A 23,087-nucleotide genomic window follows, 5' to 3' on the forward strand; every position below is an offset into this window, starting at 1 on the left:
TGGAAAAGGCCCCGGACATCGCTGCCCGGGGCCTTTCCGTTTCGACTACCGAAGGCGCCTCTTACGCGGCCTTCTGCAGCGACTTGGTCAGCATGTTGACCGCTGCGTCGCGGTCGATGCGCTCGATGGCGGCGACTTCGCGGGCCATGCGGTCCAGGGCCGACTCATAGAGCTGGCGTTCGCTGTAGGACTGCTCGGGCTGGTTTTCAGCCCGGTGCAGGTCGCGCACGACCTCGGCGATCGAGATCAGGTCGCCGCTGTTGATCTTGGCTTCGTATTCCTGGGCCCGGCGCGACCACATGGTGCGCTTGATGCGGGCGCGGCCCTTCAGGGTGGTCAGGGCCTTGGTGACGACGTTGCCTTCGGCCAGCGGGCGCAGGCCCGAGGTGATGGCCTTCTTGGTCGGCACGCGCAGGGTCATCTTCTCGTGGTCGAAGGTGATCACGTAGACTTCGAGCGAATAGCCCGCCACTTCCTGGGTCTCGACAGCCTGGATCGTACCCACGCCATGCGCCGGATAGACCACGTGGTCCCCGACCGAGAATTCCAGACCTGTCTTGCTCATCGCTCGTCCTTTTCTTTGGCCCGCACCCCCGCGGGCCGGATACGTCGCTCCGTGGGCGCGAGGCGAAACCGATGGCGAACAGGGCCCCCTCCGCGGAAACGGTCGCGGGCCACGTCGGATCGGTTTCAATAGACCTCTAGGACACCCTTCGCCTTCGAATGGGGCGAGCCGACAGGAGCGGCTGTTCTTGAACCAGGCGCGACGGTTGACCGTCACGTCGCTGGCGACCCTATCACAAAAATGAAGCGATTGAAAGGATTGCGACAATCGCCGCGCCACCGGGCGGGCGTTTGGGGGTCGAAATCAGCTGCCTTTGCCGGGTTTTTCGCTGAAATGGCCCGCTTCCAGCTTGCCGGTGACCCGTTCCCAGTCCTCGGCGTCGGCGGGGGGCGCGCCCTTGACGGTGATGTTGGGCCAGACCTTGGCGTAGTCGGTGTTGATGGTCAGCCACTTGCCGTCCGGATCGTCCTCGGTGTCGGGCTTGATGGCGTCGACGGGGCATTCCGGTTCGCAGACGCCGCAGTCGATGCACTCGTCCGGGCTGATGACCAGGAAGTTCTCGCCCTCATAGAAGCAGTCGACGGGACAGACCTCGACGCAGTCCATGAACTTACATTTGATGCAGGCGTCGGTGACGATGTAGGTCATGGGCTTCTGAAGGACTTTGGGCGGTCTCGGCGGGGCTGCGTTTTCGGGTTCCGGCGGCCTGATGTCAACGTCCCGTGCTCAAAGGCCGCTGTCAGTTATTCTCCAAGTCGCGATAGAGGCCTCTGGCTTCGGCCGGCGGGCCGCGGCGTTCGCCGATGGCCGCCACCTCGACGGCGATCAGCCGCCCGCCCAGGGCGAAGACCAGGCCGTCGCCGGGCTTGATGGCGCGCGAGGCCTTGTCCAGCCGGGTTTCCACGCCGCCCCGCAGCATCCGCACCCGGCCCTCGTCGAGGAACCTGGCGGCCAGGGTGCGGGTCTTGAAGAACCGCGCCCGCCAGAGCCATACGTCACACCGGCAGCCCGCAGAATCGCTCACGCCGTCCTCGTCTTGCGACGGGGCCGGCGACGGCGGCGGTTGGCAGGCGCGGCGGGCGGCGCGGTCAGCTGGGCCAGGGCGGCGAAGGGCGAGCCGGCGGGCGGCGGCGAGGCGGGCTGGACGGCCTTGTCCTGGCGGCGGCGCCAGCCGATCGGGGCTTCGCGGTTGACCGGAACGTAGCCCAGGGCCTTGAGGATGGCGCGCGTGTCCGCTTCGCCCCAGCCGAGATCCTGGCGGGCCGCCTCGGTCAGCACCTGGCCGCCGCTCTGTTTGGGGCCGGCGCGGAGCAGGCCGTCGAGCCGCTCGAGTTGGTCGACGGGCACGGCGAGAGCTCCGACGGCCCGCAGCGCTCGCGCCGACAGGGCCTTGGCCGAGGGCGGCGGGGCGGGCAGGCGGCTGATCCTGCCGACGGGCGGGCGCCAGGCGCCGCCTTCCAGGGCCTGGGCGAAGGCCAGGGCCTCGGGGCGGGTCAGGCTTGGCATATGCAGGCTGAAGGCGCCGATGCGGACGCCCAGGCTGCGCAGGGTGCGGCGCTCGGCCTGGCTGAGGGCGCGCAGGTCGGCCTCGACCGACTTTCGGTCCATGACGCCGCCGGCCTCGATCAGCCGGTGGGCCAGGCCGCGGGGCAGGCCGCGCAGCTGGCCGTCGGCCATGGCTGCCTGCAGGGTCCGCATGGGCGCCAGCCGTCGGCCGCCCTCGGCCGCCAGCCAGGCCTCCAGGCGTCTCGCGGCGCGTTCACGGGCCGGTTCGGGGCCGAGTTCACCCAACAGCCGCACCCGCTCGCCCCCACCATCTTTCGCGACCACGCCAGCCGCCGCGCCCCGCCAGAGCACCGCGCCGTCGGGGGTCAATGAGAAGGCTTCGTCCGGTTCGGCGGCGAGTTGTCCAAGCCGCCGGGCGACTTCCGGCCCGACCGCGCGCTGGGCGGCGCCGCGCAGGGCCTTCTCCTCCAGCGAACTGGCGGCCTTGGGGGCCTGGAAGACCAGGCCGTCCAGCCTGCCGACCTCATGGCCCTCGACGGTGACCGTGCCGTCGGCGGCGACCCCGGCTAGCATCTCGCCCCGCTCGCCCAGCTGGCGCATCAGCACGCTGGTCCGCCGGTCGATGAACCGGGCCATCAGTTTCTGGTGCAGGGTGTCGGAGAGGCGGTCCTCCAGCGCCCGCGTGCGGCCCTGCCAGTGGGCGGGGTCGGCCAGCCAGTCGGGGCGGTTGGCGATGTAGGTCAGGGTTCGCACCCCGGCCAGCCGCGCGGCCAGGGTGTCGATCTCGCCGTCGATGCGGTCCAGGGCGGCGACCTGGCCGGCGATCCAGTCGTCGGGGATGCGGCGCTTGCCGGTGGTCAGCCGCAGGAAGAGGCCGCGGATCATCGACAGGTGCTCGTCCAGGGCCAGCTTGCGGAAGTCGGGCGTCTGGCAGACCTCCCAGAGCTTTTCCAGGGTGTCCCTGGCGCGGGCCCGGCCGGTGACCTCGGGGTCCTCGGCCAGCTTTTTCAGCGCCGTCTCGTCGATCGCCTCCTCGGCCAGCTTCAAGCCTTCGCGGGGCGGCAGGGCGTCCAGAGAGCGGATCAGGTTGGGGAGGTTGGAGAAGTCGAGCTTGTGGTTGCGCCATTCGGCGGCGGCGACGGGTTGGAACTGGTGGTCCTCGACGGCGGCGACCAGGTCCTCGTCCATCTCCTCCGCTTCGCCGGTGACCCCGAAGGTGCCGTCGCGGATGTGGCGGCCGGCCCGGCCGGCGATCTGGCCGATCTCCTGGGCGTGCAGCCAGCGGGTCTTCTTGCCGTCGAATTTGCGGAGGCCCGCGAAGGCGACATGGTCGACGTCCATGTTCAGCCCCATGCCGATGGCGTCGGTGGCCACCAGGAAGTCGACCTCGCCGGACTGGTAGAGGGCGACCTGGGCGTTGCGGGTCCGGGGGCTGAGACTGCCCATGACCACGGCGGCCCCACCGCGCTGGCGGCGGATCAGTTCGGCGATGCCGTAGACCGCCTCGGCCGAGAAGGCGACGACGGCGCTGCGGCGGGGCAGGCGCGTCAGCTTCTTGGGGCCGGTATAGATCAGGCTGGAGAACCGCTCGCGGCTGACGATCTCGGCGTGGGGCAGCAGCCGGCGGATCAGCGGGGCCATGGTCCCGGCGCCCAGCAGCATGGTCTCGGACCGGCCGCGCGCATGCAGCAGGCGGTGGGTGAAGACATGGCCGCGCTCGGGGTCGGCGCAGAGCTGGATCTCGTCGACCGCCAGGAATTCCACCTCCCGGTTCAGCGGCATGGCCTCGACGGTGCAGACAAAATACTGCGGGCGGGGTGGGACGATCTTCTCCTCGCCGGTGATCAGGGCGACAGACCGTGGGCCTTTCTGGGCGACGATACGGTCATAGATTTCCCGGGCCAGCAGGCGCAGGGGCAGTCCGATCATCCCCGACGCGTGGCCCAGCATCCGCTCGACGGCCAGATGGGTCTTGCCGGTATTGGTCGGCCCCAACACCGCGACCAGCCGCGGGGGAGCGGCGCCGGTCGAACGATCACTCATGTGTCGAAGGTGGTGGCGATTCCGGGCGTGGGCAAGGGGATTTGGCGTCACAGAGGCGAGGTTTCCAGGGTTTGATCACCGCCGGCACAACCTGCTCTCCCTTCCTCCTCGATGGAGGAAGGGCGGGGATGGTGGTGGTGGCAGTGCGTTTCCGGAAGAGCGCGGGGAGGCGACCACGCCACCCTGAGCCAGTCGCCCATATCCCGAGCGAACACCACCAACCCTGCCCTTCCTCCATCGAGGAGGAAGGGTTCTGTGGAGGTGGCGCAGCCCTCGCCCATCCGTTTTCTGAATGCTAGACGACCCGAGAGCCGTTGAGAGTCCGCATGCCCATCTACATCGAAAACCGCACCGGCGTGGCCGCCCCGGCCGAGATTGTCTGGGAGGTCCTGACCGACCTCGCCCACTGGCCGGACTGGAACCCGCTCTACGCCAGGGCCGAGGGCCAGGTGAAGATCGGCTCGGTCTGGACCCTGGCGCTGAAGCTGCCGGGCCGGCCGGACGAGGTCCAGCGGCCCAAGGTGCTGGACTGGGCGCCCAACGACCACATCCATCTGCAGAGCAAGAACTTCTTCGTCGCCACCCTGCGCTATCTGGAGATCGAGGCGCTCAGCGAGGTGGGCTGCATCTTCTCCAACGGCGAGGCGTTCAGCGGCATGCTGGCCGGACCGATCATCAAGCCGTTTCGCCGCGATCTGCAGAAGGGCTTCACCGCCATGGGCGAGGCCATGCGGACCAAGGCCGAGGCGCTCTGGCAAAGCCGGGGCGGAAAGCCCACTTCTTCCTCATGATCGACGACCTCTATTCGGCGAAGATCCTGAGCCTGGCCGCCAACATGCCGCGCGCCGGGCGCCTGGCCGCGCCGGACGCGTCGTCGGAGAAGGTGGCCAAGCTGTGCGGCAGCCGCATCGTCGTCGATGTCGTGCTGAAGGACGGCGCCGTCGCCGACTTCGCCCAGGATGTGAAGGCCTGCGCCCTGGGCCAGGCGGCCGCGGCGGTGCTGGGCGCGAACGTCATCGGGGCCGATCTTCAGGAAATCGAAACTGCGCTGGGCCAATTCCGTGCTATGTTGAAGGCCGGTGGTTCGCCGCCGACCGGTCGTTTCAAGGATCTCGCCGTGCTGGAGCCCGTCAAGGATTACGCGCCCCGACACGCTTCGACGCTCTTGGCGTTCGAGGCGGCGGCCGACGCTGTCCGTTCGGCGGCGAAACGAGCTGGAACGCGAACTAGCGGCGCCGACGCGGCTTGATCGCGGCGTGACGCCTGCGATAAGCGCCGGGCTTCGTTCACCCAGAATGCGTCGGCATGTCCCTCTATGAACGCAGTGTCCGTGCGGCCCTCCGGGGCTACAAGCTGACCCTGTCCCCGTGGATCGGGCGCCAATGCCGTTTTCTTCCGACCTGTTCGGAATACATGGCCGAGGCCCTGATCACGCACGGTCCCGCCGCAGGCGCCTGGCTGGGCGTCAGGCGACTGTGCCGCTGTCATCCCATGGGCGGCTCGGGCTATGACCCGGTGCCGCCCCGAAAGTCGCTGGAACCATGATCGATCTGATTTTCCCTGACGGCTCGGTCCGTCAATATCCGCCGGGATCCTCGGGGCGCGACGTCGCCTCGGCGATCTCCAAGTCGCTCGAGAAACGCACGCTGCTGGTCCGCCTGGACGGCAAGCTCTACGACTTCGACCGCCCGCTGCCGCACGGCGGCAAGGTCGAGTTCGTCGACCGCACGGACCCGCAGGCCCTCGACACCATCCGCCACGACACGGCCCACGTCCTGGCCGAGGCGGTGCAGGAGCTGTTCCCCGGCACGCAGGTGACCATCGGCCCGAACGTCGAGGACGGCTTCTATTACGACTTCGCCCGCAACGAGCCCTTCTCCACGGACGACTTCGGATCAATCGAAAAGCGCATGCGCGAGATCGTCGACCGCGATGAGAAGATCATCCGCGAGGAGGTCGACCGCGACGCCGCCATCGCCGACTTCCAGGCGATGGGCGAGGGCTACAAGGCGCAGATCATCGAGGGCATCCCGGCCGGCGAGACGGTGACCATCTACCGCCAGGGCAAGTGGAAGGATCTCTGCCGGGGCCCGCACCTGCCCTCGACGAAGCATGTCGGTAAGGCCTTCAAGCTGACCAAGCTGGCGGGCGCCTACTGGCGCGGCGACCAGAACAACGCCCAGCTGCAGCGCATCTACGGCACGGCCTGGGCGACGGAGGAAGACCTCGCCGCCTATCTCAAGCGGGTCGAGGAGGCCGAGAAGCGCGACCACCGCAAGGTGGGCCGGGCCATGGACCTCTTCCACCTGCAGGAAGAGGGCAAGGGGATGATCTTCTGGCATCCCAAGGGCTGGACGCTCTACCGCACGCTGGAGGCCTATATGCGCCGGCGGACGGAGGAGGGCGGCTACAACGAGGTCAAGACGCCGCAGATCCTCGACCGCTCGCTGTGGGAGCGCTCGGGCCACTGGGCCAAGTTCGGCCACGCCATGTTCACCTGCGAGACGGACGAGGGCGAGACGCTGGCCGTCAAGCCGATGAACTGCCCCGGTCACATCCAGATCTTCAATGTCGGCCAGAAGTCCTATCGCGACCTGCCGCTGCGCATGGCCGAGTTCGGCTCCTGCCACCGCTATGAGCCCTCGGGCGGGCTGCACGGCATCCTGCGGGTGCGGGCCTTCACGCAGGACGATGGCCACATCTTCTGCCGCGAGGACCAGATCGAGGACGAGACGACGCGGTTCGTCAAGCTGCTGCATTCGATCTACGCCGACCTGGGCGTGGAGCTGCACAGCGTGAAGCTGGCCCTGCGGCCGGAACTGCGCCTGGGCACGGACGAGCAGTGGGACATCGCCGAATCCAAGCTTGAGCGGGCCGCCAAGGCCGCCGGGGTCGAGGTCGAACACCTGCCGGGCGAGGGCGCCTTCTATGGTCCCAAGCTGGAGTTCCACCTGAAGGACGCCATCGGCCGCACCTGGCAGTGCGGCACGCTGCAGCTCGACTATGAGACGCCCGGCCGGCTGGGCGCCGAATATGTCGCCGAGGACGGCTCCAAGCAGGAGCCGGTCATGCTGCACCGGGCCATCCTGGGGACGTTCGAGCGGTTCCTGGGGATCCTGATCGAGAACTACGGCGGGGCCTTCCCGCTGTGGCTCGCCCCGGTCCAGGTGGCGGTCGCCACGATCACCTCCGACGCCGACGACTACGCCGAAAAGGCCCGCGCGGCCTTCAAGGCGGCCGGTCTTCGGGTCGAGACGGACCTGCGCAACGAGAAGGTCGGCTACAAGATCCGCGAGCACAGCCTGGCCAAGGTCCCGGTCATCGCCGTGGTCGGCCGCAACGAAGCGGAGGAGGGCAAGGTCGCCATCCGCCGCCTGGGTTCGCAGGACCAGACGATCGTCACCCTGGAGGAGGCGGTGAAGCTGCTGTCTGCCGAGGGGACGCCGCCGGATTTGAAGTAGCTACCCTCCACCGGGAGATGGAATGAGGAGGCGAGGTCCGTGCACGGGCCTCGCCTTTTTTTAAATCCTCCCCCGGAGGGGGAGGGGGACCATGCGGAGCATGGTGGAGGGGGTTTACGCTGCCTCAGGCTGTCAGGAAGGGGCGCGGCGGGATCGGCTGAGTGTTTGCCTTCAGGCGTGGTTGGCGGCGGCAACCCCCTCCACCACCCTTCGGGCGGTCCCCCTCCCCCTCCGGGGGAGGATTTGTGTAGCTAGGCTGCGGCCGGCGGAAACACGCCAGCCCGGGTCAACGAAGACGCCGGCGCCTTGCCGATCCGCTCGCCGGCCCACTTCGCCGTCTCGATGAGCCTGCCCAGGTCATACCCCGTCTCGAACCCGGCCCGCTCCAGCATGTAGACCAGGTCCTCGGTGCCGATATTGCCGGTCGCCGCCGGAGCGAAGGGGCAGCCGCCCAGGCCGCCGACCGAGGCGTCCAGGACGTCGACCCCGGCCTCGACGCCGGCGAAGGCGTTGGCCAGGCCCGTGTTGCGGGTGTCGTGGAAATGCAGGCGCAGCTTGATGTCGGGCGCGACCTTGCGGACGGCCTCGATGCGGCGGCGGACCAGCCAGGGATCGGCCGCGCCGATGGTGTCGGCCAGGGCCAGTTCGGCGACGCCCATGCCGGCGACGGCGCGGGCGATGTCGACGACGCGTTCTTCGGGAACCTCGCCCTCGAAGGGGCAGCCGAAGGCGACGGAGATGGTGATGCTGATCGGCGGGCCGCCCTCGGCCTTCTGGCGGGCGGCGATGGCGGCGGCGGCGGTGACCTGCTCGGCGGCCGAGGCGCCCTGGTTGCGGATGCCGAAACTGTCGGTGGCGCAGACCACGACGTTGGCTTCATCGCAATTGGCGGCGACGCAGCGGTCCCAGCCGCGCTCGTTCAGCACCAGGCCGATGCGCGAACGCGTCGGGTCGGCGGGCAGGGCGGCCATGATTTCCTCGGCCCCGGCCATCTGCGGCACCCGCTTGGCGTTGACGAAGCTGACCACCTCCTGGCGGCGCGCGCCGGCGGCTTCGAGACGCGTGATCAGCTCGACCTTTTCGGCGACCTCGAGAATGGCCTTCTCGTTCTGCAGCCCGTCGCGGGCGCCGACCTCGACGATTTCGATGAAACGGCTCATGGCGAGACTCTAGATGGGGCTGGAGCGACCGGTTCGCCACGGTAGAAGGTCAGCACCATGGTGTGGTTGTTGGTGTAGTCCTTGCCGGTGAAGGTCCCAACCGGACGCGGGGTCAGGCCCCGCTGCGCCATGGCGGCCAGGAAGCTTGGCATCTGCTTGCGATCGACCACGGCGGGCCGACCCTCGGAGATGGCCTCGGCGGCGTCGGGGCCGTTGCCCAGGCCCGTGGCGGTGCCCAGGGCGAAGACCAGGCTGGGCTCGTTGAAGCCGGCGATTTCCACCGGCCCCGGCACGATGCCGCCGCGCGGGTTGAGGCCGTTCTGGTCCAGGGTCCGCACGATGCCGCGCGACACCCATAGCGGCTCCAGGCGCGGAGCCAGGCCGCTGAAGAGGGCGGTGTGGGCCAGCACGCCCAGGGCGCCGGCCACCACGATGGCGGTGACCGCCGCGCGGTTGAGCAGCAGATAGGCGCCGATCAGGGCGGTCAGCACGAAGAGGCCGGCGGTGACGGCCGTCCAGGGCGTGTCGGTCGGGTCGCCGAACTGGCTCATCAGATAGACGGCGGCGATGGCCAGGATGCTGCCCATGAACACCGCCAGCCCGGCCCCGGCCCACCGCACCTTTGTTCCCAAGGCCTCGCGCAGGGCGGCGGCCATCATCCAGGCCAGGGCCCCGTGGGCGGGCAGGGTGTAGTGGAAGAGCTTGGTCGGCAGCAGCTCGAACATCAGCCAGGTCGGGATCAGCCAGCAGAGGGCGAAGCGCAGGCCAGGCTCGACCCGTTTCTGCCAGGCGGTGACCAGGCCGGCGGGCAGCAGCAGGGTGGCGGGGAACAGCAGGATGCCGGCGATCAGCGTGTGGTAGCCGAACAGGCCGCCGTGCCGCTCGTGGCCGCCGGCCAGCTTGGGGGCCAGGTCGCCGGTGATGGCGCTGCCCCAGAAGCCGCCGTCGGTGCTGACGGTGATCGCCCAGGCCCAGGGCCCGCAGACCAGCAATACGAACAGCAGGCCCCAGCGCCAGCCCAGCTGCCGCAGGAAGGCCATTTCCGAGCCGACCGCGGCGGTGAATTCACCGAACTCCTGTCCGGTCGGTGCGCGGAGCTTGGCGGGGCGATGGGCCCACAGGTAGCCGCCCATCGCCGAGACCCACAGGGCCAGTCCCGTCAACAGGGCCACAAGCGGCCCGACGGGTCCCTTGACCAGCGTCCCCAGCGCTATGCCGACCCAGAAGAGGGTCTTGGTCCGCCAGCCGACCGGCGGTCCGCCCCGGGTCGACAGGTAGAGCCTGGCCATGGCCGCCAGGGCCAGGGTGACGGCCCCGGCCAGCACCGCGTCGGTCTTGGCGGTCAGGGCTTCGGTCGACAGCAGCAGGCTGGAGCCCAGCATCGCCCCGGCCAGCAGGGCGAATCGCGAGCGCATGAAGCCGGCCGCCCCCCAGGCGCAGGCCGCCGCCGCCAGGGCCGCGCCCAGCAGCGAGGGAATGCGGTAGGGCCAGATGTCGCGGTTCTCGACGCTGGAGAAGGCCGCCACGCTGACCGCCTGCAGCCAGTGGATGCCCACCGGCTTCTTGTCGCGCGGCCGGTCCTGCAGGCGGATGTCGACGAAGTCGCCGGTCTCGAACATCTGCGAGGTGGCCTGGACGAAGCGCGATTCGTCGCGGTCCATCGGCGGCATGGTGAAGGCGCCGGGCAGGCCGGCCAGGAAGGCGACCACCGCGGCGATCAACGGGCCGCGCCAGCCCTGGCTCCAGGCGTCGAGACGGGATTCGAGCGTCATGTGCGCCTGTGTAGCATGAACCCCGTCCCGCCAACCCGTTCCCGAAGCGCGCAATTGCGCTATGAGGGGCCATGGCCTCCGCACCGAAGAAAACCCCCGCCGCTGCTTCCAGGAAGCCGGCTTCCGACAAGCCCGACTACTCCGTCGTCGTCCCGGTGTTCGACGAGGGCGAGGCCGCGCCGGTCCTGGCCCGCGAGATCGCCGCCGCGTTCAAAGGCCAAAGTTACGAGATGGTCTTCGTCGACGACGCCAGCCGCGACGACACCCGCGCCCGGCTGGTGGCGCTGAAGGCCGAGATTCCGCAGCTGCGCGTGCTGGCCCACCGTAAGAACAGCGGCCAGAGCCGGGCGGTGCGCACCGGCGTCATGGGCGCGCGCGGCGACATCATCGTCACCCTGGACGGCGACGGCCAGAACGACCCGGCCGACGCCCCGCGCCTGGCCGAACGGCTCAAGGCCAGTCCGCCGGAGATGGCCCTGATCGGCGGCGAGCGCGTCAAGCGCCAGGACAGCGCCGCCAAGCGCCTGGGCTCGCGGTTCGGCAACGGGGTGCGCAAGCGCCTCTTGAAGGACGAGTGCAACGACACCGGCTGCGGGCTGAAGGCCTTCCGCCGCGAGGTCTTCCTGCGGCTCCCCTATTTCGACCACATCCACCGCTACCTGCCGGCCCTGGTGGTCCGCGAGGGCTTCAAGACCGCCTTCGAGCCGGTCAACCACCGCCACCGCGAGACGGGGGTGTCGAAATACACCAACTGGGGCCGGCTGAAGGCGTCGGTGTCCGACCTGCTGGGGGTGATGTGGTTGCAGTCCCGGGCGCGGAATCCCGAGGGCGTGGACGAGGTTTGAAAACAGCGTTCCTCGCCCGTTGGGCGAGGGGGACCACGAAGTGGTGGAGTGGGCTCTTGGGAGCACACGGAGTTTCAGGCACGTCCACGCCGACAAAGCTCAATCCGGACCCCCCGTGTGTTTCACGGCCCACTCCGTCGGCTTCGCCGCCACCTCGCCCAAGGGGCGAGGAACTGGGAAATCGAGACGGGTGAGCTTTCCAAACTCGCCTGTTGAACCACCCGCGCTTTGCCCTGCCGAAAAAAGGCGTTAACCCTTACGCTTCCGGACCATCCGGATGGGGGAGGTCGCCTGATGTTCGCCGCGTTTCCGCTGCTGGCTCTGCCGGTGCTGATCTACAACCTGATCGCCCTGACCCTCAGCGGCGGTTTCAAGTCGGGCATGGCCGCGGACCGGTTCACCCAGCCGCTGTTCAATATCGGCATGACCTCGGGCGCGTCCTGGCCGGTCACCCTGTCGGACCTGTTGCTGGCCGGCTCACTGGTGGTGCTGTTCATCGAGCTGTTGAAATCCACCACCAGCCGGCGGGTGGCCATCATCAATCACTCGCTGTCGATGGGCCTGTTCATCATCTGCCTGATCGAGTTCCTGCTGGCCCCGGCCTTCGCGACCTCGACCTTCTTCCTGATGACGCTGATGGTGCTGCTCGACGTTCTGGCCGGCTTCATCGTCACCATCGTCGCCGCCCGCCGCGATATCGACCTGGCCAGCGGCGTGGGCGGCCTCGACCACTAGGTGAGGATCGTAAAGATCAGGGCGACGACGGTGACGTCCAGGATGCGAACGATAAGGGCCAAGACAGGCCTCCAGGCTAGGATTCACCTCTCGTAAAGCAAGACTGGCGCCAGTTCGGGACATGGCCCTCTTCTTCGACGCCGCCTGGTTCGACGCCCGCCTCGCCGAGCGCGGGCTTTCGCGCACCGTGCTGGCGGCGGTGGCCGGCATGGGCGAGGCGGACCTGGCCCTTGTCTTCAAGGACCAGCGGGAGCTGTCGGCCGCCGAAGTGACGGCCTTCGCCGAGCTGTTGGGCGTCACCCCGGGCGAAATTGCCCACCATGCGGGGGTGTCGACGCCCGTCCCGGCCGTGGACCGGCTGGCGGCGCTGGAGGCGCGGGTGGCGGCGTTGGAGGCGGAACTGGCGCGGCTGAAGCGCTAGATTTCCTTCTTCCGCAGCAGCCCCTTGGGCGGCCGGCGGTCGTCGGGGCCGGAGTATTCGGTTTCCAGATAGGCCGCCCGGGCGTGGTCCAGCACCTCGGGGCCGCCGCGCAGGCCGCGTTTCTGGCCGGGCTGGCCCAGCAGCTGGGCGTCGAAGGTGGAGTCGCGGCGGCGGCCGGCCGCACTGCCGTAGGGGTGCTCCTTGCGGGGCTGCGGCGGCTCGGTCGGGACGGGCAGGCGGCGGTCGTCGCTCATGAACCCGATGATGCCCAATACGGGTTAAGAACGGGTGGCGATCAGCTCTTGTTGGCCAGCTTGTCGATCTGGGCCCGCATGGCCTCGACCTGCTTTTTCAGCTCGTCCAGCGAGTCGTTGCTGGCCGGAGCCTGAGCCGGCGCCGCTTCCGGCTTGGCGGCGGCCTCGCCCTCGTCGCCGCGGAAGGCGAAGGGGGTGAACATCTTCATCGCCCGCTCGAACAGCACCATGTTCTGGCGAATGGTCTCGTCATAGGCGCCGATCCCGGGCGGAGTCAGGACGCCCAGCTGCGAGCGCATGCGCTCCTGCTGCTTGGCGAAACTGGCCAGGCTCATTTCCAGATAGCTGGGCAGGAAGGTCTGCATCTGGTCGCCGTAGAAGCTGATCAGCTGGCGCAGGAACTGGATGGGCAGCAGGTTCTGGGCCCCGGTCCGGTTCTCTTCCTCGAAGATGATCTGGGTCAGCACCGAGCGGGTGATGTTCTCACCGGTCTTGGCGTCATAGACCACGAAATCGACCCCGCCCTTGACCATGTCGGACAGGTGTTCGAGCGTCACGTAGCTGCTGGAGGCGGTGTTGTAGAGACGCCGGTTGGCGTATTTCTTGATGACCACGCGGTCCCCGGTCTCGCCGGCGTCGGTGTTCTCGGTCATTTCATCCCCGGAATCGGGCGGGCAAGCCGCTTATCTTGCGCCGCAGTATCGCGAAAGCGAAGGCGTTACGCCAGCCTTAGTGGTTGTGACGAAAAAGCCAACCACTTCAAAGTCTCTCCGTGACGAACGGCGCGCCTTTAGGCATGGTGCGCGCGCACAACAATCAGGACGGCCCCCGGATTCAACCGGCGCCGCAGCAAGACAGCCGGAGCCTCACCATGAGCGACCCCAAGAGCGACGTCGTCATCGTTTCCGCCGCCCGCACCCCCGTCGGGTCGTTCAACGGCGCCCTCTCCAGCCTTCCGGCCCACGAACTGGGCAAGATCGCCATCATGGCCGCCGTCGAGCGGGCCGGGATCAAGGCGGGCGACGTCGACGAGGTGATCATGGGCCAGGTGCTGCAGGCCGGCATGGGGCAGGGTCCGGCCCGCCAGGCCGCCGTCAACGCCGGCATTCCGGTGGAGAGCCCGGCCTGGAGCCTCAACCAGCTGTGCGGCTCGGGCCTGCGCGCCGTGGCCCTGGCGGCCCAGCAGATCAGCGAGGGCGATTCCAGCATCGTCGTGGCCGGCGGCCAGGAAAGCATGAGCCAGTCGCCCCACGCCGCCCACCTGCGCAACGGCACGAAAATGGGCGATCTGGGCCTGGTCGACACCATGACCAAGGACGGGCTGATCGACGCCTTCCACGGCTATCACATGGGCCAGACCGCCGAGAACATCGCCGCCCGCTGGCAGATCACCCGGGCCGACCAGGACCAGTTCGCCGTCACCAGCCAGAACCGCGCCGAGGCCGCCCAGAAGGCCGGCAAGTTCGACGCCGAGATCGCGCCGGTGACCATCAAGGGCCGCAAGGGCGACACCATCGTCGACAAGGACGAATACATCCGCCATGGCGCCACGCTCGACAGCGTCTCGGGCCTGCGCCCGGCCTTCAACAAGGAAGGCTCGGTCACCGCCGCCAACGCCTCGGGCCTCAATGACGGGGCCGCCGCCCTGGTGCTGATGAGCGCCGACGAGGCCAGGAAGCGCGGCCTGACCCCCCTGGCCCGCATCGCCTCCTGGGCCCAGGCGGGCGTGGAGCCGGAAATCATGGGCACCGGCCCGATCCCGGCCATGAAGAAGGCCCTGGAAAAGGCCGGCTGGAAGGTCAGCGACCTGGACCTGGTCGAGAGCAACGAGGCCTTCGCCGCCCAGTCGCTGTCGGTGGTCCGCGAGCTGGGCCTCGACCCGGCCAAGACCAACGTCAACGGCGGCGCCATCGCCATCGGCCATCCGATCGGCGCGTCGGGCGCGCGCATCCTGACCACCCTGCTGCACGAGATGAAGCGGTCGGGGGCCAAGAAGGGCGCCGCAACCCTTTGTGTTGGCGGCGGGATGGGCGTGGCCATGTGCGTCGAGGCGCTCTAGGGTCGACCCAACAGAACACCTCAAAAAGGGCTCGAGGAAATGACCAGGGTTGCATTCGTCACCGGCGGCACGCGCGGGATCGGCAAGGCCATCTGCGAGCGGCTCAAGGCCGACGGCATGAAGGTGGCGGCCGGCTACAGCGGCAATGACGAGGCCGCCAAGGCCACGGCCGATGAGCTCGGCATCATGGTGGTCAAGGGCAATGTCGGCGTCTGGGACGACTGCGTCCGCGCCGCCAAGGAGGTCGAGGCGGAACTCGGCCCCATCGACGTCCTGATCAACAACGCCGGCATCACCCGCGACGGCTTCTTCCATAAGATGACCCAGGAGCAGTGGGGCGAGGTCATTCGCGTCAACATGGACAGCGTCTTCAACATGACCCGCCAGGTCATCGAGGGCATGCGCGACAAGGGCTGGGGCCGGATCGTCAACATCTCCTCGATCAACGGCCAGAAGGGCCAGGTCGGCCAGACCAACTATTCCGCCGCCAAGGCCGGTATGATCGGCTTCACCAAGGCCCTGGCGCTGGAGAACGCCAAGAAGGGCGTGACGGTCAACTGCATCTGCCCCGGCTACATCGACACCGACATGGTCTCGGCGGTGCCCGAGAACGTGCTGGCCGGCATCATTGCCGGCATTCCGGTGGGCCGCCTGGGCAAGGGCGAGGAGATCGCCGACATGGTCTCCTTCCTGTCGGGCGAGCGGGCCGGCTTCGTCACCGGCTCGACCCTGACGCTCAACGGCGGGCAGTATATGGCGGCCTGAGGGCGCGCTGAACGGGGCTTCCAGGACGGTGTTGCTTCAAGGCCGCACTCGCGGGCTGGCTTTTGGCCGCCCGCGAACCGTCCAAGAATCGCCCTACTCCACCCGCATGCCCGTTCGAATGGCAGGTACGCACATGCGGCTCCCGGCCGTCGCCCTGCTTATTCTGGCGGCGATGACGGGCAGCCCGGCAATCGCGCAAACGAAGACGTCTCCGCGCCAGAAGGCCGCCGAGGCGATCTCGCCCCTGCGCGACTTCCTGTTTCCCGACAAGCCCGACACCACCCGCCGGGCCTCCGCCCCGCCCATCGCCCGCTACGTCTCCGAAAGCGGCATCGGCTTCACCTTCGACCGCGCCGCGCCCCGGCCGCTGCTGCGCTTCGAGGACAGTTCGGAAATCTGGGTGCTGCGGGCCGAGGCCGGGCCGCGGGGCGACACCCTCTACAAGAACGACACCGGCCGGGTGGTGCTGCGCGACACCAAGGTCGGCGGGCTGATCCTGTTCACCCCCCAGCACCGCGAGGGCGAGGCCGCCGCCATGACCGGCGCGGCCGGCGCCATCAAGCTGCCCCTGCTGGGCCCCAAGCAGCTGTTCCAGCGCCTGGCCGTGGCCAGCTCCAAGGTCAGCACCGCCCTGCACCGCCAGATCGCCTTCGAGGCCGACGTCGAGACCCCGCTGGGCACCGCCATGGTCGGCGACGCGGTGATGGTGGTGGCCACCAGCCTGATCCGCATGGCCGAGCGCCCGGGCGGCCCCCAGGCCCTGGCCCGGATCACCAAGGTCTACATCACCGAGGGCCCCAAGCCGGTCAGCGAGATCCGCAACGGCGTGCTGGTGATCATCGTGGCGCCGGGGATGGGGCTGGCGAGCCGGCCGTCTTCGGAGCGGGTGGCTTACGTGGCGAGCAGCCGCTAGCCCGGCGACCAGCCCGGTTCCGCCATCTCGAAGCTGTCGAAACTGAAGGCCGGCGCCACGACGCAGGAGACCAGCGTCCAGTCGCCGCCGCTGACCGCGCTCTGCCACCAGCCGGTGGGGACCACCACCTGCGGTCGCTCGCCCGCGGTCAGGTCGGGGCCCAGGCGGTGTGTCTGCGGCGCATCGTGGTCGGTCGCCGCCAGGCTCAGGCGCAGCGGGGCGCCCGAGTGGTAGAGCCAGACCTCGGCCGCATCGATGCGGTGCCAGGCGCTGACCTGGCCGGCCTCCAGCAGGTAGTAGATGGCGCTGACCGCCGGGCGCTCGTCCGCCGTGGCGGGATCCCGCCAGGTTTCGCCGTACCAGCCGCCTTCCGGATGGGGGATCAGGCCCAGCGCGGCGATGACCTCCGCCGCCGTCATCCGCGGAAGCTGTCCTTGGCCGCCCGCACCGCGCCGAAGGCTTCGTAGTCCGGCTTGCCGGCCGCCCCGACGTTCGCGGCCAGGACCGGCGCGCGGAGGAAGGGGTTGGTGGCCTTTTCCAGGCCGATGCTGGTGGGGACGGTCGGCTGGTTCTTTTCGCGGGCGGCGAAGACCGCCTCGGCCCGAGCCTTCAGCGCCGCCGAGTCATCGACCGACAGGGCGAATCTGGCGTTGGACGCGGTGTATTCGTGGGCGCAGTAGACGGTGGTGGCGTCGGGGAGAGACGCCAGCTTCTGCAGGCTGGTCCACATCTGTTGCGCGGTGCCTTCGAAGAGGCGACCGCAGCCGAGCGCGAACAGGGTGTCGCCGACGAAGGCGATGTCGTCGGCGGCGTCGTAATAGGTGATGTGGCCCAGTGTGTGGCCCCCGGTATCGATGACCTTGAAGGTCGTTTCGCCCAGTTCGACCGTGTCGCCGTCGGCGACGACGCGGTCCGGCGGGCCGATGCGCTCGACCTCCTGGGGCCCGATCACCGTGCAGCCGGTCGCCGCCTTGACGGCCGCGTTGCCGCCGGCGTGGTCGGGGTGCCAGTGGGTGTTGAGGATCAGGGTCAGGCCCCAGCCCAGCTTTTCCAGTTCGCGAAGGATGGCCGCCGCGTCCGGGGTGTCGATACAGGCGGTCTGGCCCGAGGCTTCGTCGCGGACGAGGAAACCGTAGTTGTCGGAGAGGCACGGGAACTGGTGGACGGTGAGGGGCATGGGATTTCCTGGCGAATGCAGTGACGGGCGGCCCTCCCGCACCTTACATTGATGACTGCCGCTTACGGGAGCCCTGATGCGCCGGGACGTTCTGGAACTTCGCGCCTTCTACGCCTCGCCGCTCGGCCGGGCGGCGCGCGAGATGCTGGGCCGCAAGGTCTCGGAGGCCTGGGGCGATGTGCGCGGCCTGGACGTGCTGGGCCTGGGCTATCCCACCCCCTGGCTGGAGCCACTTCGGGAACGCGCCCGCCGGACCGTGGCCGTGATGCCGGCCGGGCAGGGGGTCGAGGTCTGGCCGGGCGGCGAGGACCGCAACCTGGCCTGCCTGGCCGACGAGCTTGCCCTGCCCCTGCCCAACGCCCTGTTCGACCGGGTGCTGTGCGTCCACGCCCTGGAGGAGAGCGACGATCCGGCCGAGCTGCTGCGCGAGGTCTGCCGGGTGCTGGCGCCGTCGGGCCGGGTGATCGTCGCCGTCGCCGCCCGCAACGGCCTGTGGTCGAACGCCGAGCACACCCCCTTCGGCCACGGCCGGCCCTTCACCCGCCGCCAGCTGGAATCGCTGCTGCGCGAAGCCGAGTTGGAACCCTCCGGCTGGACCCGCGCCCTCTATGCGCCGCCCTTCGCCTGGTGCGCGGGCTGGGCGGAGGGGTTCGAGCAGGTCGGGGCCTGGCTGTGGCCCAACTTCGCCGGGCTGATCCTGATGGAGGCGGTCAAGCAGACCTTCGCCGTCAAGCCGCGCGGCCAGCGGGCAAGGGCGCGGGTCTTCGCGCCCGGAAGTTTGGCGCCCGCGCCGGTCGGGGCCGGAATGACGGCGGAAGGCTTTGACAACCGTGAGGCGGCGCCTAGCTTTGAGACGGTCCCACGTGCCACATGGCCTCACCAACCTTGGGGATTCGACCGATGAAGATGATCGTCGCCATCATCAAGCCCAGCCGTCTGGACGCCGTGCTCGAGGCGGTGACCGAGGCCGGGGCCTCGGGCCTGACGGTCACCGAGGTGCGCGGCTACGGCCGCCAGAAGGGCAAGACCGAGGTCTATCGCGGGGCCGAATACGAGGTGAAGCTGCTGCCCAAGGTCAAGCTGGAGATCGGCGTTCCCGACGACGTCGCCCCGGCGGTGATCGAGGCCATCACCCGCACCGCCAACACCGGCAAGATCGGCGACGGCAAGGTCTTCGTGCTCGACCTGGAACAGGCCCTGCGCATCCGCACCGGCGAGCGCGACGCGGCCGCCATCGCAGGCTAAAGTCCCAGGACTTTTTTGACCCGGGACCTTTTTCGAGATCGGGCGTTCATGCCGTTCGTGGCTGACGATCGACCTATCCTGCGCGAAGGCGACAACTGCTGGCGGCTGGCCATGGCCGACCGCGTGGCGATGCTGATCGACTGCGCCGACTATTTCGCCGCCGCCAAGGCCGCGATTCTGCAGGCGAAGCATTCCATCTGGCTGCTGGCCTGGGTGTTCGATCCGCTGACCCGCCTGACCCCCGACCAGCCGGTGCGCAGTTCCGATCCCGAGCACGCCGACCGGCTGGGCCTGTTGCTGCTGCGGCTGGCGACCCTCAACCCGGCCCTGGACGTGCGGGTGCTGACCTGGGACATGCCCCTGCCCATCGCCGCCTCGCAGCTGCGGGCCCCGCAGCGGGGCGTCAGCTATTTCGCCGGCTCGCGGGTCAAGTTCCGGCTGGACAACACCCTGCCGGGCAGCGCCTGCCACCATCAGAAGATCCTGGTCATCGACGGCCGGGTGGCTTTCCTGAGCGGCGGCGACCTGGGAGTCGACCGCTGGGACACCGTCGACCACACCGACCGCGACCCGCGCCGCCGCCGGCCGGACGGTCGCAGCTATCCGCCCCGCCATGAGGTCTCGATGGTGGTCGACGGCCCGGCCGCCCAGATGCTGGCTGAGCAGTTCGCCCTGCGCTGGAAGCGGGCCACCGGCGAGACGCCGCCGGACCCCCCGGACATGACCGAGGACGACCACATCCCCTGGCCGCCCGACCTGGCCCCGGACCTGCGCCAGCACCCCGTCGCCCTGGCCCGCACCGACCCGCGCTGGAAAGACAATCCGGGCGTCCGCGAATGCCTGGAACTGCACCTGGCGGCCATCGCCAAGGCGCGCAACCTGATCTACCTGGAAAACCAGTACCTGACCTCGCCGGTCATCGTGGCGGCGCTCAAGCGGCGGCTGGGTGAGCTGGACGGACCCGAGGTGGTCACCGTGCATCCGATGCACAGCCCCAGCTATTTCGACCAGATGACCATGGACAGCGCCCGCACCTGGGCGATCGGCCAGCTGAAGAAGGCCGACCGCTATGGCCGCTTCTCGGCCTTCACCCCGCGCACGCCGCAGGACCAGCTGGTCATCATCCATTCCAAGGTGGCGATCATCGACGACGACTTCCTGAGGATCGGCTCGGCCAACCTCAACAACCGCTCGCTGGGCCTGGACAGCGAATGCGACCTGGCGCTGGAGGCGATCCAGGGGCCCAAGGGCATGGAGACCCGGGCGGTGATCCGCGCCTTCCGCGACCGGCTGGTCGGCCACTACATGCACCGCCATCCGGGCGAGGTCTCCGACGCCGAGGATGCGCTGGGCGGGCTGGCGACGGCGATCAATGGGCTGGACGACGGGCCGTGCCGCTGTCTGCCGCCGTTCGAGGTCAAGCCGCTGACCAAAATCCAGAAGTTCATCGTCCGCTGGCGGCTGGGCGATCCTCTGGCCACGGACGACGCCTGGCGGCCCTGGATCCGCAACCGCCGGGTCGAGAAGGCCCTGGCCGAGGTCGCCGCTAGGCCAGATCCAGTTCGACCACCAAAGGCAGGTGGTCCGAGGCGGCCCGCGCCTTCGCGTCGAAGGGCGACTCGACGCTGACCACCCTGATCTCGCCGGCCAGGAAGACGTGGTCGATGCGCAGCAGCGGAAAGCCCGAGGGGAAGGTGGCGGTCGGGGGCCGGCCCCCACCCGCCAGACCGAAGTCGGCCTGGGCGTCGCGCAGCACGCTGCACAGCAGCCGGTAGGTGGCCGAGAACGGCGTGGCGTTGAAATCGCCCAGCAGCACGGCCGGCGGGGTGAAGTCCTCGCTGGCCAGCCATTTCTCGCCGATCAGGGCGGCGGCCTGGATCTGCTGCTCGCGCGGCACCAGGCCCAGATGGGTGTTGATCACCTGCAGCTGACGGCCTTCGCCCAGGTCCAGTTCCACCCACAGCGCCCCGCGCGGTTCCAGCCCCTTGAGCCGGTGATAGCCGGGCAGGGCGCCGGCCTTGACCAGCCGCTCGGGGATGGCGGTGAGGATGGCGTCGCCATAGCGTTCGTTCTCGACGCTGAGGGCGGCGTTGAAGTGCCAGCGCATGTTCAGCAGCTCGGCCAGCCGGTGGGCCTGGTCGACCCCGCCGGTGCGGCGGCGGCCGACGTCCAGCTCCTGCAGGGCCACGACGTCGGGCTTCATGTCGGCGATGACCTCGGCCACCCGTTCGACATCCAGCCTTCGGTCCACGCCCACGCAGCGGTGGACGTTGTAGGTCATCAGGCGGAGCTTCATCGACTGAAGAGATCGCGCGGGCCGTCCGTGGGTTCCACGAAATCAGGGCCGGGCCGCCGCGAGAGCAGAAACAGCGCCTGCTCGGCCCGCCAGTTCTCGATGGCCTTGCGCGGGTCGATCTGCCGGGCCGGGCGGTCGGCCGACAGGGCCGCGCAGGCCTCGATCCGCAGGCCCAGCTCGTCGCAGAGGGCGGTGAAGTCGGCCAGGCTGCAGAGGTGGATGTTGGCCGTCGCCCACCAGGGGTCGGGCAGGGCCCGGGTCTCCGGCATCCGGCCGCGCGACAGCAGCGACCAGCGCACCCGCCAGTGGCCGAAATTGGGGAAGGAGACGATGGCCCGCTCGGCCAGCCGCAGCATGGCCTCCAGCACCGCCTTCGGCCGGTGGGTGGCCTGCAGGGTCTGGCTCAGCACCGCATAGTCGAAGGCCTTGGCCGGGAACTGTTCCAGGTCGCGGTCGGCGTCGCCCTGGGCCACCGCCAGGCCGCGCGCCAGGCAGGCGGAGACGCCCTGGGCGCTGATCTCGATGCCGCGCCCGTCGGCCTGTTTCTCGCGGGCCAGAAGTTCGAGGAGCTCGCCCTCGCCGCAACCGATGTCGAGCACGCGGGCGCTGGGGCGGACCAGCCGCAGGATCTCGCGGAAGTCCTCTCTCATTTCAGGCCCCGCGCGGCGGCGGCGGCTTCGAAGAACCCGCGCAGGGCCGACAGCATCACCGGCTCGTCGAGCAGGAAGGCGTCATGGCCCTTGTCGCTCTCGATTTCCATGAAGCTGGCCCGCGCTCCGGCCGCATTCAGCGCCCGGACGATGTCGCGGCTCTCCGGGGTCGGATACAGCCAGTCGGAGGTGAAGGACAGCACGCAGAAGCGCACGTCCCGCGCCTTGCGGAAGGCCTCGGCCAGCACCCCGCCATGCGGGGCGGCCATGTCGAAATAGTCCATGGCCCGGGTGATGTAGAGGTAGCTGTTAGCGTCGAAGCGGTCGACGAAACTGGCGCCCTGGTAGCGCAGGTAGCTCTCGACCTGGAAGTCGGCGTCGAAACCCCAGCTGAGCCCGTCGCGCCGCAGTTCGCGGCCGAACTTGCGCTGCAGGGCGCCTTCGGAGAGGTAGGTGATGTGGGCGGCCATCCGCGCCACGGCCAGGCCCTTGTCGGGCCGCACCCCGGCCCTGACATAGTCGCCGCCGCGCCAGTCGGGGTCGGCCATGATCGCCTGGCGGCCGACCTCGTGGAAGGCGATGTTCTGGGCCGAGTGCCGGGCCGCCGAGGCGACGCAGACCGCCGCGAACAGCCGCTCGGGATAGTCGGCCGCCCATTGCAGCACCTGCATGCCGCCCATCGAGCCGCCGACGACGGCGAACAGGGTTTCGATGCCCATGGCCTCGACCAGCATGGCCTGGGCCCGCACCATGTCGGCGATGGTGATCACCGGGAAGCTGAGGCCGTAGGGCTGGCCGGTGGCCGGGTTGATCGAGGCGGGACCGGTCGAGCCCATGCAGCCGCCGATGACATTGGCGCAGAGGATGAAATGCCGATCCGGATCCAGCGGCTTGCCCGGACCGACCAGCAGGCTCCACCAGCCGGGCTTGCCGCTGACCGGATGGGTTCCGGCCACATGCTGGTCCAGGGTCAGGGCGTGGCAGATCAGGACGGCGTTGGAGCGGTCGGCGTTCAGCGTCCCGAAGCTGCGCCAGGCGATCTCCAGTCCCGCAATCTCACCGCCGGAGTCCAGACGCAGCGGCGCGGAAGCGGGGAACCGCCAGGTCCCGCTGTCCTCGACCATCGCTATGTGCGCGCCATCCTCGGCCATGGCGCCTTAGGACCGTCCGGGCGGCGCCCTGTCAACCGCCCCCCGCAAACTGCACGGCGCCAACATCCG

26 protein-coding genes are annotated in these 23,087 nt (G+C 69.3%); 13 read left to right on the forward strand and 13 right to left on the reverse strand.

What is annotated here, in order from left to right; all coding sequences use genetic code 11:
- Positions 1–61: 61 nt before the first annotated feature.
- The 4 genes from QO010_RS22080 to QO010_RS22095 all read right to left on the reverse strand — a co-directional run bounded on the left by QO010_RS22080 (position 62) and on the right by QO010_RS22095 (position 4,114).
- Positions 62–565 carry a CarD family transcriptional regulator gene (locus QO010_RS22080; protein ID WP_307352764.1) on the reverse strand — a complete coding sequence of 168 codons (504 nt, stop codon included), beginning with the start codon at positions 563–565 and terminating at the stop codon, positions 62–64.
- Positions 566–868: 303 nt separating this feature from the next.
- Positions 869–1,213 carry a ferredoxin FdxA gene (gene fdxA / locus QO010_RS22085; RefSeq protein ID WP_307352765.1) on the reverse strand — a complete coding sequence of 115 codons (345 nt, stop codon included), beginning with the start codon at positions 1,211–1,213 and terminating at the stop codon, positions 869–871.
- 91 nt (positions 1,214–1,304) lie between these two features.
- The gene (locus QO010_RS22090; RefSeq protein WP_307352766.1) at positions 1,305–1,589 is read right to left on the reverse strand and encodes an RNA-binding S4 domain-containing protein; all 285 of its coding nucleotides are present in this window, start codon (positions 1,587–1,589) and stop codon (positions 1,305–1,307) included.
- Positions 1,586–4,114: a helicase-related protein gene (locus QO010_RS22095; RefSeq protein ID WP_307352767.1), complete on the reverse strand. Its 2,529-nt coding sequence runs from the start codon at positions 4,112–4,114 to the stop codon at positions 1,586–1,588. Before QO010_RS22095 ends, QO010_RS22090 begins: the two co-directional genes overlap by 4 nt.
- 326 nt (positions 4,115–4,440) lie before the next feature.
- Here QO010_RS22095 and QO010_RS22100 point away from each other — a divergent pair, with 326 nt between their 5' ends.
- From QO010_RS22100 to thrS, 4 genes are read left to right on the forward strand one after another with little or no spacing between them, the layout of a single operon-like run.
- Complete coding sequence (locus tag QO010_RS22100; protein WP_307352768.1) at positions 4,441–4,905, forward strand: SRPBCC family protein; 465 nt, start codon at positions 4,441–4,443, stop codon at positions 4,903–4,905.
- Complete coding sequence (locus QO010_RS22105) at positions 4,902–5,363, forward strand: iron-sulfur cluster assembly scaffold protein (RefSeq protein ID WP_307352769.1); 462 nt, start codon at positions 4,902–4,904, stop codon at positions 5,361–5,363. Before QO010_RS22100 ends, QO010_RS22105 begins: the two co-directional genes overlap by 4 nt.
- Positions 5,364–5,419: 56 nt before the next feature.
- Positions 5,420–5,659 (forward strand): membrane protein insertion efficiency factor YidD, encoded by a 240-nt coding sequence (yidD, locus tag QO010_RS22110; protein ID WP_307352770.1) that lies wholly within the window; start codon positions 5,420–5,422, stop codon positions 5,657–5,659.
- Positions 5,656–7,575, forward strand: a complete 1,920-nt coding sequence (gene thrS / locus QO010_RS22115) for a threonine--tRNA ligase (protein WP_307352771.1) — start codon at positions 5,656–5,658, stop codon at positions 7,573–7,575. The genes yidD and thrS overlap by 4 nt, the downstream gene beginning before the upstream one ends.
- 251 nt (positions 7,576–7,826) lie before the next feature.
- Here the strand turns inward: thrS and QO010_RS22120 are convergent, their stop codons facing one another.
- Complete coding sequence (locus QO010_RS22120; protein WP_307352772.1) at positions 7,827–8,735, reverse strand: hydroxymethylglutaryl-CoA lyase; 909 nt, start codon at positions 8,733–8,735, stop codon at positions 7,827–7,829.
- Positions 8,732–10,507, reverse strand: a complete 1,776-nt coding sequence (locus QO010_RS22125; protein WP_307352773.1) for an ArnT family glycosyltransferase — start codon at positions 10,505–10,507, stop codon at positions 8,732–8,734. Before QO010_RS22125 ends, QO010_RS22120 begins: the two co-directional genes overlap by 4 nt.
- Before the next feature lie 71 nt (positions 10,508–10,578).
- Between QO010_RS22125 and QO010_RS22130 the strand changes: the two genes are divergently transcribed.
- The 3 genes from QO010_RS22130 (at position 10,579) to QO010_RS22140 (ending at position 12,508) form a co-directional block, all read left to right on the forward strand.
- Complete coding sequence (locus QO010_RS22130; protein ID WP_307352774.1) at positions 10,579–11,352, forward strand: glycosyltransferase family 2 protein; 774 nt, start codon at positions 10,579–10,581, stop codon at positions 11,350–11,352.
- Between the two features lie 294 nt (positions 11,353–11,646).
- Positions 11,647–12,087 (forward strand): hypothetical protein, encoded by a 441-nt coding sequence (locus tag QO010_RS22135; protein WP_307352776.1) that lies wholly within the window; start codon positions 11,647–11,649, stop codon positions 12,085–12,087.
- Positions 12,088–12,208: 121 nt separating this feature from the next.
- Complete coding sequence (locus tag QO010_RS22140) at positions 12,209–12,508, forward strand: helix-turn-helix domain-containing protein (protein WP_307352777.1); 300 nt, start codon at positions 12,209–12,211, stop codon at positions 12,506–12,508.
- On the opposite strand, the gene QO010_RS22145 is transcribed toward QO010_RS22140, so the two are convergent.
- Both QO010_RS22145 and phaR read right to left on the reverse strand, forming a co-directional pair.
- Positions 12,505–12,762, reverse strand: a complete 258-nt coding sequence (locus QO010_RS22145) for a hypothetical protein (protein WP_307352778.1) — start codon at positions 12,760–12,762, stop codon at positions 12,505–12,507. The two genes, QO010_RS22140 and QO010_RS22145, sit on opposite strands and share 4 nt — an antisense overlap.
- Before the next feature lie 41 nt (positions 12,763–12,803).
- The gene (gene phaR, locus QO010_RS22150) at positions 12,804–13,415 is read right to left on the reverse strand and encodes a polyhydroxyalkanoate synthesis repressor PhaR (protein WP_307352779.1); all 612 of its coding nucleotides are present in this window, start codon (positions 13,413–13,415) and stop codon (positions 12,804–12,806) included.
- A gap of 218 nt (positions 13,416–13,633) precedes the next feature.
- Between phaR and QO010_RS22155 the strand changes: the two genes are divergently transcribed.
- The 3 genes from QO010_RS22155 to QO010_RS22165 all read left to right on the forward strand — a co-directional run bounded on the left by QO010_RS22155 (position 13,634) and on the right by QO010_RS22165 (position 16,499).
- Positions 13,634–14,821, forward strand: coding sequence for an acetyl-CoA C-acetyltransferase (locus tag QO010_RS22155; protein ID WP_307352780.1), 1,188 nt, complete (start codon positions 13,634–13,636; stop codon positions 14,819–14,821).
- 39 nt (positions 14,822–14,860) lie between these two features.
- Positions 14,861–15,586 (forward strand): beta-ketoacyl-ACP reductase, encoded by a 726-nt coding sequence (locus tag QO010_RS22160; protein ID WP_307352781.1) that lies wholly within the window; start codon positions 14,861–14,863, stop codon positions 15,584–15,586.
- Positions 15,587–15,719: 133 nt separating this feature from the next.
- On the forward strand, positions 15,720–16,499 hold the full coding sequence (locus QO010_RS22165; RefSeq protein ID WP_307352782.1) for a DUF4908 domain-containing protein: 780 nt from the start codon (positions 15,720–15,722) through the stop codon (positions 16,497–16,499).
- Here the strand turns inward: QO010_RS22165 and QO010_RS22170 are convergent.
- Both QO010_RS22170 and gloB read right to left on the reverse strand, forming a co-directional pair.
- The gene (locus QO010_RS22170) at positions 16,496–16,918 is read right to left on the reverse strand and encodes a cupin domain-containing protein (RefSeq protein WP_307352784.1); all 423 of its coding nucleotides are present in this window, start codon (positions 16,916–16,918) and stop codon (positions 16,496–16,498) included. The genes QO010_RS22165 and QO010_RS22170 overlap by 4 nt on opposite strands.
- Complete coding sequence (gene gloB / locus QO010_RS22175) at positions 16,915–17,676, reverse strand: hydroxyacylglutathione hydrolase (RefSeq protein WP_307352786.1); 762 nt, start codon at positions 17,674–17,676, stop codon at positions 16,915–16,917. The genes QO010_RS22170 and gloB overlap by 4 nt, the downstream gene beginning before the upstream one ends.
- Positions 17,677–17,752: 76 nt before the next feature.
- Between gloB and QO010_RS22180 the strand changes: the two genes are divergently transcribed.
- From QO010_RS22180 to QO010_RS22190, 3 genes are read left to right on the forward strand one after another with little or no spacing between them, the layout of a single operon-like run.
- On the forward strand, positions 17,753–18,580 hold the full coding sequence (locus tag QO010_RS22180) for a class I SAM-dependent methyltransferase (protein ID WP_307352787.1): 828 nt from the start codon (positions 17,753–17,755) through the stop codon (positions 18,578–18,580).
- Complete coding sequence (locus QO010_RS22185; protein WP_307352788.1) at positions 18,577–18,921, forward strand: P-II family nitrogen regulator; 345 nt, start codon at positions 18,577–18,579, stop codon at positions 18,919–18,921. The genes QO010_RS22180 and QO010_RS22185 overlap by 4 nt, the downstream gene beginning before the upstream one ends.
- 48 nt (positions 18,922–18,969) lie before the next feature.
- Complete coding sequence (locus tag QO010_RS22190) at positions 18,970–20,550, forward strand: phospholipase D-like domain-containing protein (protein ID WP_307352789.1); 1,581 nt, start codon at positions 18,970–18,972, stop codon at positions 20,548–20,550.
- Here QO010_RS22190 and QO010_RS22195 read toward each other — a convergent pair.
- From QO010_RS22195 to metX, 3 genes are read right to left on the reverse strand one after another with little or no spacing between them, the layout of a single operon-like run.
- Positions 20,468–21,217, reverse strand: coding sequence for an endonuclease/exonuclease/phosphatase family protein (locus QO010_RS22195; protein WP_307352790.1), 750 nt, complete (start codon positions 21,215–21,217; stop codon positions 20,468–20,470). The genes QO010_RS22190 and QO010_RS22195 overlap by 83 nt on opposite strands.
- Positions 21,214–21,867 carry a methionine biosynthesis protein MetW gene (metW, locus tag QO010_RS22200; RefSeq protein WP_307352791.1) on the reverse strand — a complete coding sequence of 218 codons (654 nt, stop codon included), beginning with the start codon at positions 21,865–21,867 and terminating at the stop codon, positions 21,214–21,216. The genes QO010_RS22195 and metW overlap by 4 nt, the downstream gene beginning before the upstream one ends.
- Positions 21,864–22,991, reverse strand: a complete 1,128-nt coding sequence (gene metX / locus QO010_RS22205) for a homoserine O-acetyltransferase MetX (protein WP_307352844.1) — start codon at positions 22,989–22,991, stop codon at positions 21,864–21,866. The genes metW and metX overlap by 4 nt, the downstream gene beginning before the upstream one ends.
- Positions 22,992–23,087: the final 96 nt, after the last annotated feature.

Origin of the sequence: Caulobacter ginsengisoli (genome assembly GCF_030814835.1) — a bacterium.
GTDB classification, from domain to species: Bacteria; Pseudomonadota; Alphaproteobacteria; order Caulobacterales; family Caulobacteraceae; genus Caulobacter; species Caulobacter ginsengisoli.